Raw genomic sequence first — 16301 nt, forward strand, 5'->3', positions numbered from 1 at the left:
GCCTGTTTCGTCATGCGTGTTATCCTGGAACGGTCAAATCTCTTGAAGTCCCTCAACCACGTCCACCGCGTGGTCGAGCGGCGCAACACCATACCGATCCTGTCCAACGTGCTGCTCAGCGCCGAGGGCGCCAGCCTCGAGATGAAGGCCACCGACCTCGACCTTGAGGTGACGGAAGCGACGCCCGCCAAGGTCGAGCGCGGCGGCGCAACGACGGTGCCGGCGCATCTGCTCTACGACATCGTGCGCAAGCTTTCCGACGGCGCCGAGGTGATGCTGAAGACGGACGAGGACGGCAACGCGATGACCGTCACCTCCGGTCGTTCGAGCTTCCGTCTGCAGTGCCTGCCGCAATCCGATTTCCCGGAGCTTTCGGCCGGTTCGTTCTCGCATATCTTCCGGCTGGAATCGGCGGCGCTCAAGGGCCTGATCGACAAGACCCAATTCGCCATCTCCACCGAAGAGACGCGCTATTATCTCAACGGCATCTTCCTGCACACGCATGAGGTGGGCGGCAAATTGAAACTGCGCTCGGTGGCGACCGACGGGCATCGCCTGGCGCGGGCCGAGATCGACGCGCCGGCAGGCTCCGAAGGCATGCCCGGCATCATCATTCCGCGCAAGACGGTGAGCGAGCTGCAGAAGCTGGTCGACGACCCCGACGTGGCTGTGACCACGGAGCTGTCGGACACCAAGATCCGCTTCACCATCGGCAGCGTCGTTTTGACCTCGAAGCTGATCGACGGCACCTTCCCCGACTATCAGCGCGTCATTCCGACCGGCAACGACAAGAAGCTGATCATCGACCGGCAGAGCTTCGCCGCGGCGGTAGACCGCGTTTCGACCATTTCCTCCGAACGCGGCCGGGCGGTGAAGCTTTCGATCAATGAGGGCCAGGTAACGCTCGCGGTCAACAATCCGGATTCGGGCAGCGCCACCGAGGAACTGGCGGCCGACTATTCGTCGGACCCGATCGAGATCGGCTTCAACGCCAAATACCTGCTCGACGTCGCGGCCCAGCTCACCGGCTCGGAAGCCAAGTTCATGCTGGCCGATGCCGGTTCGCCGACGCTGATCCACGACATGGCCGACGAAACGGCGCTCTACGTGCTAATGCCGATGCGGGTCTAGGTTCGGCACGGACATATATGTCGTCGTGACCGCGGATGCGAAACAGCTTCGGCAACAGAGCTATTTAAGTAAGCTATCACTTACAAATTTCCGTAACTACGCGGCGCTCTCGCTTGAACTTGCGCCCGGCGCGGTGGTGCTGTCGGGCGACAATGGCGCCGGCAAGACCAATCTCCTGGAAGCGATCTCGTTCCTGACGCCGGGCCGTGGCCTGCGCCGCGCGCCCTATGGCGATGTGGCGCGCGAAGGCGGCGACGGCGGCTTCGCCTTGCATGCTCGCATCGAGGGACCCGAGGGACAGGTGGAGATCGGCACCGGAATTTCCGGCGGCGACGCCGCCGGTGAAGGCGGCAGGAAGGTGCGGATCAACGGCGCGCCGGTGCGATCGGCCGAGGATATGCTGGAATGGCTGCGGGTCGTGTGGCTGACACCGGCGATGGACGGGCTGTTCCCTGGACCGGCGGCGGACCGCCGCCGCTTCCTCGACCGGCTGGTGCTGGCGATCGACCCCGGCCACGGCCAGCGCGCGCTCGACTATGAGAAGGCCATGCGTAGCCGTAACCGCTTGCTTACCGAAGGTTCCCGCGACGGCGCCTGGTTCGACGCGATCGAGACGCAGATGGCCGAAACCGGGGTGGCGATCGCCGCGGCGCGGGCCGAGCTGGTGCGTCTGCTTGCCGCCATGATCGACAGGTTGCCTGGCGGCGGGCCGTTTCCGCAGGCCGACATCAGCCTTGCCGGTGATCTGGAGAGCGAGGTCGCCGTCGCGCCGGCCGTCGATGTCGAGGAGCATTTCCGCCGCGCGCTTGCCAACGGCCGCGAGCGCGACCGCGCCGCCGGCCGCACGCTGGACGGCCCGCATCGTTCCGATCTCGTGGTCCGGCATCGGCCGAAGTCGATGCCGGCAGAGCTCTGTTCGACCGGCGAGCAGAAGGCGCTGCTGGTCGGCATCGTGCTGTCGCATGCCAGGCTGACCGGCGAGATGTCGGGCTTGACCCCAATCCTTCTCCTAGACGAGATCGCCGCGCATCTCGACGCGGGCCGGCGCGCGGCGCTGTTCTCCATCCTGGAGGAGTTGAATTGCCAGGCCTTCATGACAGGCACGGATGCCGCGCTGTTTTCCAGCCTTGAGGGCAGAGCGCAGTTCCTGACGGTCGATCACGGCAGCGTCGGCGTGACCGGGTGATCTCTTGAAGAACCCGGCTTCGGCTTGCGCTGCGGGACAAGGCTTTGCCTTGCCCGTACGTGACAAGGTTTTGCACCGGCTATAAGGTCTAGCCATGACCAATGCCGCGCTGACCGACGAAGAGCTCGAACGCTACGCCCGCCACATCGTGCTGCCCGAGATCGGCGGCCCCGGCCAGCAGAAGCTGAAACGGGCCCGGGTACTGGTGATCGGCGCCGGCGGGCTCGGCGCGCCGGTGCTCGAATATCTTGCCGCCGCCGGTGTCGGCACGCTCGGTATCGTCGATGACGACACGGTCTCCTTGTCCAACCTGCAACGGCAGGTGATTCATGGAAGCGACACGATCGGCATGGCCAAGACCGACAGCGCACGGGAAGCGATCATGCGCATCAACCCCAACGTCACGGTGGAATCGCATCGCCTGAGGCTGACGGAAGCGAACGCCCAGGCCCTCGTCGCCCGCTACGATGTCGTCATCGACGGCTCCGACAATTTCGAAACGCGCTACGCGGTCGCCGATGCCTGCGCCGGCGAGAAGAAACCCCTCGTCACCGCGGCCGTCGGCCGCTTCGACGGCTCGGTGACGGTGCTGAAGCCGTTCGAGGCCGGCGCCGACGGCAAGCGCAATCCGAGCTATCGCGACCTGTTCCCGGAAGCGCCGCCGGAAGGGCTGGTGCCGTCCTGCGCCGTCGCCGGCATCGTCGGCGCGCTGACGGGCGTCGTCGGCACGCTGGAGGCGATGGAGGCGATCAAGCTGATCACCGGCATAGGCGAGCCGCTGATCGGCCGGCTGCTGCTCTATGACGGGCTCACGGCCCGCTTCGACACCATCCGCTACAAGGCCGTGTAAGCATGGACCAGATCGTCGGCATCTCCATAATTCGCCTTGCCGCGGATTTCGACCAATGGGGCGACTTGCTCGCGCTGATTCGGCGCGCTTTTGCCTATATGGACGGGGTCATAGACCCGCCGTCATCGGCGTATCTTTTAACCGCCAAGGCGCTTGGCGAGAAGGCGAAGCGGGAGACGGGGTTTCTGGCCGTCGAGAACGGCCGCATCGTCGGCTGCGTCTTCGCGCTGGAACGGTCGCAAGATTTCTATGTCGGCAAGCTCGCCGTCGAGCCACGGCTTCAGGGCCAAGGCATTGGAACCCGGCTGATGCGGGCGGTCGAGAATCTTGCCCGCAAGCGCGGCAAGGACGCGATCGAGCTTCAGACCCGTATCGAACTGACCGCAAACCATGCGGCCTTCGCCCGGCTCGGCTTTGGCGAGACCGCGCGCACGGCGCATGCGGGCTATGACAGGCCAACCTCCGTCACCATGTGCAAGGTGCTGTCTTGAGCCTCGCACTTAGCCCGCAAGAACAGGTGATCGCCGCCGGCCAGGATGGCGCGGCAATTGCGATGCGCATCGTCGCCGAAAGCGCCCGCCTGCTCGGCGCGCCGCGGCTCATCCCGATCGCTTCCACCCATATCGACGGGGCGCTTTACCACGGCGATTCCGGTACCTTGTTCGCCGAGCGGCTGGTCGAAGGCGGCGCGAAGGTCGCGGTGCGCTCGACGCTCAATGTCGGAGCGCTCGACCTTATGGGATGCTCGCGCATCCGCCTCGAAGAGCCGCGGCGCGGCATGGCGCGGCGGATGATGGAGGCCTATCGCAAGCTCGGCTGCGAGCAGAGCTGGACCTGCGCCCCCTACCAGGCCGGACACAGGCCCGCGCTCGGCAGCGACGTCGCCTGGGGTGAGTCCAACGCGGTCGTCTTCTGCAATTCGGTGCTGGGCGCGCGCACCAACCGCTATGGCGACTTTCTGGACATTGCCTGCGCGATTGTCGGCCGCGCGCCTGACTATGGCCTGCACCGGCCTGATAACCGCCGGGCGCGGCTTGTCTTCGATGTCTCGAGCCTGTCGCCATCCTTCCTCGCCTCGGAGATCGCATGGCCGGTGCTGGGCAGCCTCTATGGCCGCGAGGTGGGCAATGCGATCGGTGTCGTCAGAGGCGTGACCGGTCATCCCGGCGAGGACGCGTTGAAGGCCTTCGGCGCGGCGGCAGCCTCGTCCGGCGCGGTCGGCCTGTTCCACATTGCCGGCGTGACGCCCGAGGCATCCGACGTCGAAACCATCCTGGCCGGGCCGGAACCGGAAGCGGTGATCCGCGTGACGCCCGACATGGTGGCGCAGGCGCGCGCCGGCCTGTCGACCGCGGCAGCGGCCAAGACCATCGACGCGGTGGCGATTGGCAGCCCGCATCTGTCGCACGCCGAGTTCGACAGCCTGGAGCGTCTGATCGCCGGGCGGCGGCTCGCGGTGCCGATCTACGCCTGCACCGGCCGCCATGCGCTTGCCCTGCTGGAGCAGAATGGCCGGCGGAAGCAGCTTGAAGCCAGCGGCGTCGTCATCGTCGCCGACACCTGCGTGGTGGTGACGCCGATCATGCCGGAGCTCGGCAACGGCGTTCTGATGACCAATTCGGGCAAGTTCGCGCATTACGCGCCGGGCAACACCGGCTATGCGGTGCTCTACGCCTCGCTTGCCGACTGCGTCGAAAGCGCGGTCCTTGGCAGGCCGGTCTTCACGGAGATCGCCGCATGAGCGCCATGGCCGAAATCCTGGTGCCGGGCAGAGCAGGCGAAGGCGACGCGCTGGTGCTGACGGCGCCGATCAGCTTCTGGGGCGGCGTCGACCCGAAGACAGGCCGCATCGCCGATGTCCGCCACCCGCAGCATGGCGAAGTCATTGCCGGCCGGGTGCTGTTCCTGCCGGGCACGATCGGCTCGTCATCCGCTTCGGCGGTGCTGATGGAGCTCGTCCACAACGGCCGCGCGCCGGCCGCCCTGGTGCTGCACGAGCCGGACGCCATCCTGCTGCTCGGCCTGATCGTCGCCCGGGAGATGGGCTGGGCAACGCCGATGGCGGTGCGGCTCGAACGCGGCTCGTTCGACAGCTACCGCGGAGCCACCGTCACGGTTGCTTCGGACGGCGCAGTGACCGCCGCTGTTTGAACCTTTTCAGGTCCTGAGCGGCAGGACACGATCCGGCGGACGGTGGCCGTCGAAGAAGGCGCGGATGTTGATGATCACCTTCTCGCCCATGTCGATGCGGCCCTCGAGCGTGGCCGAGCCCATGTGCGGCAAAAGCACCACCTTGCCCTTGGCGGCAAGCTTCATGAGCTTGGTGTTGAGCGCCGGCTCGTGCTCGTAGACGTCGAGGCCGGCGCCGGCGATCTTGCCGTCATGGATGAGCTTGACCAGCGATTCCTCGTCGATGATATCGCCGCGCGCGGTGTTGACGAGGTAGGCCGAAGGCTGCATCAGCGCGAGGCGACGACCCGACAGCAGGTGGAACGTCGCCGGCGTCGACGGGCAGTTGACGGAGATGATGTCCATGCGGGCCAGCATCTGGTCGAGGCTTTCCCAGTAGGTCGCCTCCAGTTCCTCCTCGACCGCCGGCAGCACGCGGTGCCGGTTGTGGTAGTGGATCGAGAGGCCGAAGGCCTTGGCGCGCCTGGCGACGGCCGTGCCGATGCGGCCCATGCCGACGATGCCGAGACGTTTGCCCCAGATGCGCCGGCCGAGCATCCAGGTCGGCGACCAGCCGGCCCATTTCTTCTCGCCGGTCAGCACGTTGGCGCCTTCGGCCAGCCTGCGCGGCACGGCGAGCATCAGGGCCATGGTCATGTCGGCGGTGTCTTCGGTGAGCACGTTCGGCGTGTTGGTGACGGTGATGCCTTTCTTGGCCGCCGCCGCGACGTCGATCTTGTCGACGCCATTGCCGAAATTCGCGATCAGCTTGAGGTTTTCGCCGGCCTGGGCGATCAGCGCGGCATCGATATGGTCGGTGATGGTGGGGACCAGCACATCGGCTTCCTTGACCGCCGCGACCAGCTCCGGCTGCGTCATCGGCCGGTCCTCGACATTCAGGCGCGCGTCGAACAGCTCGCGCATGCGCGTTTCGACCGGGTCGGGCAGCTTGCGCGTAATGACGACGAGGGGCCGTTTTTTGCCTGCCATTTTATCCCCGAAGCTTCCTCGAAACCGATCTCGTTGAGACCTCTTTAACCAAGACCGGCGAAACTTGCAGCCAATCGCGGCACCAGCCCACTCCTGTAACAAGCGGTGCCGCCGAAGACAAAGAAAAAGGGGCGCCCGTCCCGACGGGCCGGCGCCGAAAGGAACGAAAGTGTCTGGTTTCGCGTCGCTTCGCCTGGCCTTCAGCGCAGCCCTTCTTGGCGCCCTGCTTTGCGCGCCGCAGGCGTTCGCCCAGAGTGCCGCCGCTCCCGCGCAGACCATAACGCTCGGCCCAAGCGGCCTGCCGCTGCCGCGTTTCGTCAGCCTGAAGCCGGCCCGCGTCAACTCGCGCGTCGGGCCCGGCGCCAATTATTCCGTCAACTGGATGTATCTGAAGGCCGGCCTGCCGATGGAAGTCATCCAGGAGTTCGACACATGGCGCCGCGTGCGCGATGCCGACGGTTCGGAAGGCTGGATCAACCAGTCGCTGCTCTCGGGCCGCCGCACCGCCATCGTCGCGCCCTGGCAGCGCGGCAAGGGCGGGCGAATCAACCTGCTCAACGAGCCCGACAAGGATGCCGGTGTCGTCGCCATCATCGAGCCGGGCGTGATCGGCTCGATCAAGAAATGCGACGGCCAATGGTGCGAGATGACCTTCGACGGCCATACCGGCTGGATGGCCCAGTCGCAGGTGTGGGGCGCTTATCCGGGCGAGAAGGTCAAGAACTAGGGCGTGCCGATATTCAGGTGATGCCGGCCTGCGAACGGCGGTCTCCTGCGCTTCCGGTGCTCACGTACTTTTAGTACGCTCCGCTCCGGTTCTCGGAGCCTACCATTCTCGGCTCGGCCTGACCTGAATCTCGGCACTCCCCTATTGGGCCGCGCCAGGGCGCTCGCGGCCGATGCGGCCGAGATGCGTGTCCTGAAAACCGGTAGGCAGCTTGAGGCCGTAGCCGAGGGCACTGTCGATGGCGACGTGCGCGATCCAGATGAGCGCCACAGCGGTCATGATCGGGCCAGCGAGCAACGCGCCCGCAAGCAGAAGGACGAGCGGGGCGATCAGGATATGCAAGGCGTTGTAGAGGACGGCGCCGACGCCTGGCCCGGCGAGGTAGCCCAGCATCGACAGGTCCGGCGCAAGGATGAGCAGCGCAAACAGCCACCAGGAAAAGCCGGCCATTGCGTAGCAAACGATAGCCAACGCGGCGACGGTGACCCATTCAAACCGGACAATCAGGTCGACGGGCCGCATCGCCACGGGATCAATCGCAGCGTTTGGGACGCAGTCTCACCACGATGTCGACATTGGCGATCTCCATGCCTTCCGGCGGCGCCGGCAGGTTGGAGACGGTGACCGGTCCGCTCTCGATGTCGAAAATCCGGTTCTCGCCCTCGACGTAGAAGTGATGATGGTCGGAGGTGTTGGTGTCGAAATAGGTTTTCGAGCCTTCGACCGCCAGGATGCGCAACAGGCCGGCCTGGGTGAATTGGTGGAGCGCGTTGTACACCGTCGCCAGCGAAACCGGCACGCCGGCGGCAATCGCCTCTTCGTGCAGTTCCTCGGCGGAAAGGTGGCGATCGCCCTTGGCGAACAGCAGGTCGGCCAGCGCAATGCGCTGACGCGTCGGCCTCAGGCCGGCTTCGCGAACCCGCTTGTCCACAGCGACATTTTCCTTCCGATAGCCCGAATCCATCTTCACGTCGAAGCTTTGTTGCCCAGCCCATCAACAGGTCCAGCATGGCAAAAAGACGTCAAAAGCCAAAGCCGGACATCAGCCGACATATATTCTGTAGTCCGAATGCGATCAATAGCGCGCATTGACCCGGGCAGGCGCACGGGTTAAGCGCAAACGCCGGTTTCCGGCCGCAAACAGAGTGTGTTAGGAAACCAACGACAAGGGCGCCCTGCCGCCCGCGAAGAACACGGGGACAGAAACTTGATGGCGGGTCAAAAGTCCAGCTACGATTACGAAGAACTGCTCGCCTGCGCCCGCGGCGACCTGTTCGGGCCGGGCAATGCCCAGCTGCCCTACCCACCGATGCTGATGTTCGACCGCATCACCGAGATCAGCGAGACCGGCGGCGCTTTCGACAAGGGCTTCATCCGCGCCGAATTCGATATCAAGCCGGACCTGTGGTTCTTCGCCTGCCACTTCATCGGCAACCCGATCATGCCGGGCTGCCTCGGCCTCGACGCCATGTGGCAGTTGACCGGTTTCTATCTCGGCTGGCTGGGCGAACCCGGCAAGGGCATGGCGCTGTCGACCGGCGAGGTGAAGTTCAAGGGCATGGTGACGCCATCGGTGAAGAAGGTCGAATACGGCATCGACTTCAAGCGCGTGATGCGCGGCCGCCTGGTGCTCGGCATCGCCGATGGCTGGCTCAAGGCGGATGGCGAACCCATATATGCGGCTACGGATCTGAAGGTCGGCCTGTCCAAGCAGTCGGCCGCCTGACCGTTTTCCGCCACGGCGCCCGCATAGCCAATGGACGCCACGTCAGTTTATTTGCGTATGATCAAGGGGAAAACCGGCTAGGTCTTTCGCCCGAATACGCGGGAAGGAGTTGCGAATGAGACGGGTCGTAGTGACAGGGCTCGGCATTGTGTCGTCGATCGGTAACAATGCCAATGAGGTGCAGAGCTCGCTTTACGATGCCAAATCAGGCATCAGCTTTTCCAATTCCTTCGCCGAACACGGCTTCCGCTGCCAGGTCTGGGGCGCGCCGACGCTCGATCCCACTCCGATGATCGACCGCCGCGCCATGCGCTTCCTGAGCCAAGGCGCTGCCTGGAACCACGTCGCCATGGACCAGGCGATCGCTGATGCCGGCTTAAGCGAAGGCGACGTCACGAATGAGCGGACCGGCATCGTGATGGGTTCCGGCGGGCCGTCGACCCGCACCATCGTCGAAGCGGCCGAAACCACGCTCAAGAACAACAGCCCCAAGCGCATCGGCCCGTTCGCCGTGCCGAAGGCCATGTCGTCGACGGCGTCGGCCACCCTGGCCACATGGTTCAAGATCCACGGCGTCAATTATTCGATCTCGTCGGCCTGCTCGACCTCGGCGCACTGCATCGGCAATGCGTATGAGCTGATCCAGTGGGGAAAGCAGGACGTGATGTTCGCCGGCGGCCATGAGGATCTCGACTGGACCATGTCGGACCTATTCGACGCCATGGGCGCCATGTCGTCGAAGTTCAACGACAACGCATCGACCGCTTCCCGCGCCTATGACGTCAACCGCGACGGTTTCGTCATCGCCGGCGGCGCCGGCGTGCTGGTGCTGGAAGAGCTGGAACATGCCAGGGCGCGCGGCGCCAAGATCTACGCCGAGATCATCGGCTACGGCGCGACTTCCGACGGCTACGACATGGTTGCGCCTTCGGGGGAAGGCGCCATGCGCTGCATGCGCCAGGCGCTTGCCACGGTGTCTTCGCCGGTCGACTACATCAACACCCACGGCACCTCGACGCCGGTCGGCGATTCCAAGGAAATGGGCGCCATTCGCGAGGTGTTCGGCGACAAGATGCCTTACATCACCTCGACCAAGTCGCTCACCGGCCATTCGCTGGGGGCGGCCGGCGTGCAGGAATCGATCTATTCGATTCTGATGATGCAGGGTGGCTTCATCGGCGAGAGCGCCCATATCGAGGAGCTCGATCCGGAATTCGAGGGCATGCCGATCGTGCGCAAGCGTATCGACGATGCCAGGATCGACACCGTCCTGTCCAACTCATTCGGTTTCGGCGGCACCAACGCAACGTTGATTTTCCAGCGCTATTCCGCGTAAGACCAGCGTTTTTCATAAGGATTGCCAAGGCATGGAAGGGTTGATGAAGGGCAAGCGCGGGCTTGTCATGGGTGTCGCCAACGACCATTCGATTGCCTGGGGCATCGCCAAGAAACTGTCGGAACACGGGGCGGAACTCGCTTTCACCTACCAGGGCGACGCCTTCGGGCGGCGGGTCAAGCCCCTCGCCGAGAAGGTGGGAGCCTCGCTGATCGTGCCCTGCGATGTCGAGGACAGCGCCTCGGTCACCGCGACCTTCGAGACCCTCGGCAAGGCCTGGGGCGGGCTGGATTTCGTGGTGCACGCCATCGGTTTTTCCGACAAGAACGAGCTGAAGGGCCTTTACGCCGACACCAGCCGCGACAATTTCGTGCGCACAATGGTGATCTCCTGCTATTCCTTCACCGAGATCGCCCGCAACGCCGCCGCGCTGATGGGCAATGGCGGCTCGATGATCACGCTCACCTATGCCGGCTCGGTCAGGGTGATGCCGAACTACAATGTCATGGGCGTCGCCAAGGCCGGGCTGGAGGCCAGCGTGCGCTACCTTGCCAACGACTACGGCCCACGCGGTATCAGGGTGAACGGCATCTCGGCCGGGCCGGTGCGGACACTGGCCGGCTCCGGCGTGTCCGATGCCCGCCACATGTTCTCCTACCAGCAGCGCAACTCGCCTTTGCGGCGCACCGTGACCATCGACGAAGTCGGCGGCTCGGCGCTCTACCTGCTCTCCGACCTGTCGTCGGGCGTCACCGGTGAAATCCACTATGTCGATTCCGGCTATCACATCGTTTCGATGCCGGCACTGGAGGAACTGAAGCAGAACGACGGCACGCGCGAATAGTTTGCAGTGGCGACAGTAGCGTTCCAGTAAAATTGAACGCATTGGCGGAAACTCATTTTAAGGAGATATCCGCTATAAGGTCCCCTAATCTAGGGACAATGCATGCCTGCAGTCAGCAATCCGAAACGGACTCCGCTGTTCCGGCTGATCACCATCGCCAGCTCGGGCATGGGCAGTTTCATCCTTGGATTATGGGGCCTGCGGTTCGGCTTCGGCGACGGCATGGCCGGCATGCCGGCCGAAACGATGGCCGGCGTCATCGCCGCGCTCTGCGCTTTGGCCGCCGGCGGTGCCGCGCTGTCGTTCTTCGCGGGCGTCGATGAATCGGCGGCCTATGTCTTCAAGGAAACCCATTTCGACAAGCTGACCGGCCTTTTGTCGCGCCAGGCCATGGTCGGCAAGATAGCCGAGGCCGCCTCCGGGACGATCCGAACCGGCGAGCCGGTGTTCCTCATCGACATCGATATCGACCGCTTCAAGCAGATCAATGACGCCATCGGCTACAGCCAGGGTGACGAACTGATCCGCGCCTTCACCAGCAGGCTGAAGGACAACATGCCGAAGAACGCGGTGATCGGGCGCCTCGGCGCCGGCGAATTCGGCGTGCTGCTGCCGGATCGCGACATCAGGGGTTCGATCGAGCGGCTCATCGAGAAGCTCATCAACGAGATGATGGAGCCCTACCAGCTGCAGAGCCATCTGCAGTCGGTCAGCCTGTCGGTCGGCATCGTGGCGATGCCGAAGGACGGCGTCGACCCAGTGCTCATCCTGCGCCGCTCGAACCTGGCGCTGCAGAACGCGCGCGCCAGCGGCGTCGGCAACTGGTCTGTCTTCCACGCCGACATGGGCCGGGTGGCGGACTACCGGCAGTGGATCGAGTCGGAGTTGAAGACCGCCTTCGACCGCGGCGACTTCAGCCTTCACTATCAGCCGCAGCTCAACCTGCCGAGCGGCCGCATCGTCGGCTATGAGGCGCTGATCCGCTGGAAGCATCCGGAGCGCGGCATGATCCCGCCGATGGAATTCATTCCGATCGCCGAGGAAACCGGCATGATCAATCCGATCGGCGAGTGGGTGCTGCGCAAGGCCTGCAGCGACGCCCGCTACCTGCCGGAGGACTGCTTCGTCGCCGTCAACATCTCGCCGGCCCAGTTCATGACCAGGGATTTCGTCGGCATCGTGCGGGAGGTGATGGAATCGACCGGCATCAAGCCGTCGCGGCTGGAGCTCGAGGTCACCGAGACCGCGATGATGCAGGACCGCGACCGCGCCGCGGCGATCCTGGAGCAGCTTGCCGAGATGGGCATCTCCGTGGCCGTCGACGATTTCGGCACCGGCTATTCCAATTTGAGCTACCTGATCGATTTCTCCTTCGGCAAGCTGAAGATCGACCGCTCGTTCGTCAGCCGCATCGACACCGACTCCAGCTCCGGCGCGATCGTGTCGACCATTGTCGGCCTGTCGCGGGCGCTGGGCGTCGGCATCATCGCAGAAGGCGTGGAGACCGAGAACCAGGCCACCCTGCTCCGAGCGGCCGGCTGCGAGGTCGTGCAGGGCTATCTGTTCGGCCGGCCGGCACCGCTCAAGGTCGAGCTTGGCGAAGCGCGGCCCGCCTTCGGCACGCACGAACCCGCCCGCATCGTCAGCGTGCAATAAAGCACCTCGCTCTTTTGCTGACGCAATTCCGGACGGAAAACCGCTTCACACTTTTCCTGGAATTGCTTTTTCCTGACGACGCAATTCCGGACGGAAAACCGCTTCACACTTTTCCTGGAATTGCATTTTTCCTGACGACGCAATTCCGGACGGAAAACCGCTCCACACTTTTCCTGGAATTGCATTTTTCCTGACGACGCAATTCCGGACGGAAAACCGCTTCACACTTTTCCTGGAATTGCTTTCAGCGGCGCGCCGAAAACACCTTGAACATCCCGTCGCGGGCAATCTCGGCATGGCTGGCAAAGGCCGCCGAAAGCACCTGCTCGTAAGGAAGCTGGCGGTTGGCGACCATGAACAGGCGGCCGCCCGATTTCAGGGCTTTCGATGCGGTGCGGATCATGCCGGCGCCGATGCCGGGTTCAGCCGCACGCCCACTGTGGAAGGGCGGGTTCATGACGATCGCGTCGTAGCGCTGCTCGACCGTCTCGGTGAGCAGATCGGTCCAGAAGAAACGGGGCTCGATGGCGCCATGGACGTTCAGCCTGGCCGCTTCCAGGGCTTCGAAATCGGCTTCGTAGAGATCAATGGCCGTGAGGGCGTGCGAGCGCTGCAGGACCTCGGCCGCCAAATAGCCCCAGCCGGCGCAGAAATCGGCGAGATTGCCCTTGAGATCGCCAGGCAGGTGCGCGGCCAGCAATTTCGATCCCGCATCGACACGGTCGAAAGAGAACATGCCAGGCTTGGTCTTGAAGCCGCCGTCGACGACAAGGTCGGGGTTGCCGGCGCGCAGGGTCGCGGCCGCCTCCGTACCGGTTCGCCTGAACCAGAAGGCGACGCCGTGGTGCTTCGGCAGATGGCCTTCCAGCGACGCCAGCGCGTTGATCCGCTTGCGCAGGCTGTCGATGCCGTCCTCCTTGCCACCCGCGACCGCGATCAGCCCGCCCGGCACGGTGCGTTCGATGGCGTCGGCGATGCGCAACTCATTTTGCCCACGATGACGGCCCGCAAGCACCAGCGCCAGCTCGAAGCCGGTACCCTCGGCGCGCGGCGTGACCGCATAGCCAGACGCCTGCAGCGTTCGAAAATGTGGCCGAAAGCCTTGCACGAGATGCAGCGCCGCCTCGAAGCCGGCGGGCAAGCGGAAGCCGGGCTCGGCGCCGAGAAACAGGACCCGGGCATCCTTTCGCGGCAGAGGCAGCGCCTCGGCCTCGAACGGGTAGAACAGCGTCTTAAGCGGCTCTGCGGCCATTCACCTGCTCCGTAGGACTTTTGTTCGGACGCAATTCCGGACGGAGAACCGGTTCCCGCTTTTCCTGGAATTGCCCCGAAACAAAACGGGCGCGACCTCGCGGCGCGCCCGTCTTGGATTATACGGTAAAACCGATCAGGCGGCGTCTTCCTCGCCGTCCGACTTCTTCTTTTCCTGGACGATTTCCTTGCCGGTCGCCTGGTCGACGACCTTCATCGACAGGCGGACCTTGCCGCGCTCGTCGAAGCCCATCAGCTTGACCCAGACCTTGTCGCCTTCCTTGACGACGTCGGAGGTCTTGGCGACGCGCTCATTGGCGAGCTGCGAGATGTGGACGAGACCGTCGCGCGGGCCGAAGAAGTTGACGAACGCGCCGAAGTCGGCCGTCTTGACGACGGTGCCTTCGTAGATCTCGCCGACTTCCGGCTCGGCGACAATGGTGTGGATCCACTTCTTCGCCGCCTCGATCTCCTTGGCGTTCGCCGAAGCGATCTTGACCGTGCCGTCGTCCTCGATGTTGATCTTGGCGCCGGTCTTCTCGACGATCTCGCGGATCACCTTGCCGCCGGAGCCGATGACGTCGCGGATCTTGTCGGTCGGGATATGCATGACCTCGATGCGCGGCGCGAACTCGCCGAGCTCGGCGCGGGCGCCGGACAGCGCATGCGCCATCTCGCCGAGGATATGCAGGCGGCCATCCTTGGCCTGGGCCAGAGCGATGCCCATGATCTCCTCGGTGATGCCATCGATCTTGATGTCCATCTGCAGCGAAGTGACGCCATTGGCGGTGCCGGCGACCTTGAAGTCCATGTCGCCGAGGTGGTCCTCATCGCCCAGGATGTCGGAGAGCACGGCAAAACGCTCGCCTTCCTTGATCAGGCCCATGGCGATGCCGGCGACCGGCTTTGCCAGCGGCACGCCGGCATCCATCAGAGCCAGCGAGGTGCCGCAGACGGTCGCCATCGAGGACGAGCCGTTGGACTCGGTGATCTCCGAAACGACGCGCAGCGTGTAGGGGAACTGGTCCGCGCTCGGCAGCATCGGGCGGATGGCGCGCCAGGCGAGCTTGCCGTGGCCGATTTCGCGGCGACCCGGCGAACCCATGCGGCCGGTCTCGCCGACGGAATAGGGCGGGAAGTTGTAGTGAAGGAGGAACTTCTCCTTGTACATGCCGGTCAGCGAATCGACATACTGCTCGTCTTCGCCGGTGCCGAGCGTGGCAACGACCAGCGCCTGGGTCTCGCCGCGCGTGAACAGCGCCGAACCATGGGTGCGCGCCAGGACGCCGACTTCGGAGACGATCTTGCGGACCGTCTTCAGGTCGCGGCCATCAATGCGCGAGCCGGTGTCGAGGATGTTCCAGCGCACGACCTTGGCCTGGAGCTCCTTGAACACCGAGCCGATCTGCTCTGAGGTGTGTTTGGCCTCTTCGCCTTCGGCCGGCGCAAACGCGGCCTTGACCTTCGCCTTGACGGCGTCGACGGCGGCATAGCGCTTCTGCTTGTCGGTGATCTTGTAGGCTTCGCGAAGCTCGTCGCCGACGATCTTCAGCATCTCGGCTTCGAGCGCGGAATGATCCGGCGCGGTGAAGTCGCGCGGCTCCTTGGCGGCGACCTCGGCCAGCTTGATGATCGCGTCGATCACCGGCTGGAAGCCCTTGTGGCCGAACACGACGGCGCCGAGCATCAGGTCCTCGGAGAGTTCCTTGGCCTCGGATTCGACCATAAGCACAGCGTCGCCGGTGCCGGCAACGACGAGGTCGAGCTTGGATTCCTGCATTTCGTCGATATGCGGGTTGAGCACATATTCGCCGTTGATGTAGCCGACGCGGGCGCCGCCGATCGGGCCCATGAAGGGCACGCCGGAAAGGGTCAGCGCGGCGGAGGTGGCGACGATCGACAGGATGTCCGGATCGTTCTCGAGATCATGCTGGACGACGGTGACGACGATCTGGGTGTCGTTCTTGTAGCCGTCGGCGAAAAGCGGGCGGATCGGGCGGTCGATCAGGCGGGAAACCAGCGTTTCCTTTTCGCTCGGACGGCCCTCACGCTTGAAGTAGCCGCCCGGGATCTTGCCGGCGGCATAGGTCTTTTCCTGGTAGTTGACGGTAAGCGGGAAGAAATCGAGGCCGGGCTTCGGCTCCTTCATCGAAACGACGGTGGCGAGAACGACCGTCTCGCCATAGGTGGCGAGCACCGCGCCGTCAGCCTGGCGTGCGATCTTGCCGGTTTCCAGGATGAGCGGACGGCCGCCCCATTCGATTTCCACTTTGTGTTGATTGAACATGTCTTGTCCTTCGTATGCGGAAAGGGCCGCGCCGTCCTAACGGTCACGGGTTCTCCCTTTCCTGGCTTCTTTCGGGCAGCCACGGGCAAGACAACGGGAGGCTCGTAGGTTCGGCTCATAAGCCGAGCGAGCATCCTGCAATCCTGCC

General features: G+C 64.4%; 16 protein-coding genes. 11 read left to right on the forward strand and 5 right to left on the reverse strand.

The genetic code is table 11. The annotated features are described in order from the left end of the window. The first annotated feature begins 12 nt into the window (after positions 1–12). The 6 genes from dnaN to FJ414_RS15925 all read left to right on the forward strand — a co-directional run bounded on the left by dnaN (position 13) and on the right by FJ414_RS15925 (position 5318). Positions 13–1131, forward strand: a complete 1119-nt coding sequence (dnaN, locus tag FJ414_RS15900) for a DNA polymerase III subunit beta (RefSeq protein ID WP_140645319.1) — start codon at positions 13–15, stop codon at positions 1129–1131. A gap of 25 nt (positions 1132–1156) precedes the next feature. Further along, entirely contained in the window at positions 1157–2317 is a 1161-nt protein-coding gene (gene recF, locus FJ414_RS15905; protein ID WP_140645320.1) for a DNA replication/repair protein RecF, read from the forward strand. Positions 2318–2411: 94 nt separating this feature from the next. Next, a complete protein-coding gene (locus tag FJ414_RS15910; protein WP_140645321.1) occupies positions 2412–3167 on the forward strand; it encodes a molybdopterin-synthase adenylyltransferase MoeB in 756 nt (251 codons plus the stop codon). Between the two features lie 2 nt (positions 3168–3169). After that, positions 3170–3658 carry a GNAT family N-acetyltransferase gene (locus tag FJ414_RS15915; RefSeq protein ID WP_140645322.1) on the forward strand — a complete coding sequence of 163 codons (489 nt, stop codon included), beginning with the start codon at positions 3170–3172 and terminating at the stop codon, positions 3656–3658. Next, entirely contained in the window at positions 3655–4908 is a 1254-nt protein-coding gene (locus tag FJ414_RS15920) for an aconitase X catalytic domain-containing protein (protein ID WP_140645323.1), read from the forward strand. The genes FJ414_RS15915 and FJ414_RS15920 overlap by 4 nt, the downstream gene beginning before the upstream one ends. Then, entirely contained in the window at positions 4905–5318 is a 414-nt protein-coding gene (locus tag FJ414_RS15925; RefSeq protein ID WP_140645324.1) for a DUF126 domain-containing protein, read from the forward strand. The genes FJ414_RS15920 and FJ414_RS15925 overlap by 4 nt, the downstream gene beginning before the upstream one ends. Before the next feature lie 6 nt (positions 5319–5324). On the opposite strand, the gene FJ414_RS15930 is transcribed toward FJ414_RS15925, so the two are convergent. Continuing rightward, entirely contained in the window at positions 5325–6326 is a 1002-nt protein-coding gene (locus FJ414_RS15930) for a D-glycerate dehydrogenase (protein WP_140645325.1), read from the reverse strand. Positions 6327–6495: 169 nt separating this feature from the next. Between FJ414_RS15930 and FJ414_RS15935 the strand changes: the two genes are divergently transcribed. Continuing rightward, entirely contained in the window at positions 6496–7053 is a 558-nt protein-coding gene (locus FJ414_RS15935; RefSeq protein ID WP_140645326.1) for an SH3 domain-containing protein, read from the forward strand. Positions 7054–7194: 141 nt separating this feature from the next. On the opposite strand, the gene FJ414_RS15940 is transcribed toward FJ414_RS15935, so the two are convergent. Continuing rightward, positions 7195–7575 carry a DUF4260 domain-containing protein gene (locus FJ414_RS15940; protein ID WP_140645327.1) on the reverse strand — a complete coding sequence of 127 codons (381 nt, stop codon included), beginning with the start codon at positions 7573–7575 and terminating at the stop codon, positions 7195–7197. 10 nt (positions 7576–7585) lie between these two features. Next, positions 7586–8017, reverse strand: a complete 432-nt coding sequence (irrA, locus tag FJ414_RS15945; protein WP_140645394.1) for an iron response transcriptional regulator IrrA — start codon at positions 8015–8017, stop codon at positions 7586–7588. Between the two features lie 246 nt (positions 8018–8263). Here irrA and fabA point away from each other — a divergent pair, with 246 nt between their 5' ends. The 4 genes from fabA (at position 8264) to FJ414_RS15965 (ending at position 12615) form a co-directional block, all read left to right on the forward strand. Continuing rightward, a complete protein-coding gene (gene fabA, locus FJ414_RS15950) occupies positions 8264–8779 on the forward strand; it encodes a 3-hydroxyacyl-[acyl-carrier-protein] dehydratase FabA (protein WP_140645328.1) in 516 nt (171 codons plus the stop codon). A 115-nt stretch (positions 8780–8894) separates the two neighbouring features. Further along, on the forward strand, positions 8895–10115 hold the full coding sequence (fabB, locus tag FJ414_RS15955; RefSeq protein WP_140645329.1) for a beta-ketoacyl-ACP synthase I: 1221 nt from the start codon (positions 8895–8897) through the stop codon (positions 10113–10115). 31 nt (positions 10116–10146) lie between these two features. Further along, positions 10147–10959 carry an enoyl-ACP reductase FabI gene (fabI, locus tag FJ414_RS15960; protein ID WP_095765954.1) on the forward strand — a complete coding sequence of 271 codons (813 nt, stop codon included), beginning with the start codon at positions 10147–10149 and terminating at the stop codon, positions 10957–10959. 102 nt (positions 10960–11061) lie between these two features. After that, a complete protein-coding gene (locus FJ414_RS15965) occupies positions 11062–12615 on the forward strand; it encodes a bifunctional diguanylate cyclase/phosphodiesterase (protein WP_140645330.1) in 1554 nt (517 codons plus the stop codon). A gap of 244 nt (positions 12616–12859) precedes the next feature. On the opposite strand, the gene FJ414_RS15970 is transcribed toward FJ414_RS15965, so the two are convergent. Together FJ414_RS15970 and pnp are read right to left on the reverse strand one after the other, a co-directional pair. Next, entirely contained in the window at positions 12860–13867 is a 1008-nt protein-coding gene (locus tag FJ414_RS15970; protein ID WP_140645331.1) for a class I SAM-dependent methyltransferase, read from the reverse strand. 135 nt (positions 13868–14002) lie between these two features. Then, entirely contained in the window at positions 14003–16153 is a 2151-nt protein-coding gene (gene pnp, locus FJ414_RS15975; RefSeq protein WP_140645332.1) for a polyribonucleotide nucleotidyltransferase, read from the reverse strand. Positions 16154–16301 lie beyond the last annotated feature (148 nt).

Origin of the sequence: Mesorhizobium sp. B3-1-6 (genome assembly GCF_006439555.1) — a bacterium.
Taxonomy (GTDB): Bacteria; Pseudomonadota; Alphaproteobacteria; order Rhizobiales; family Rhizobiaceae; genus Mesorhizobium.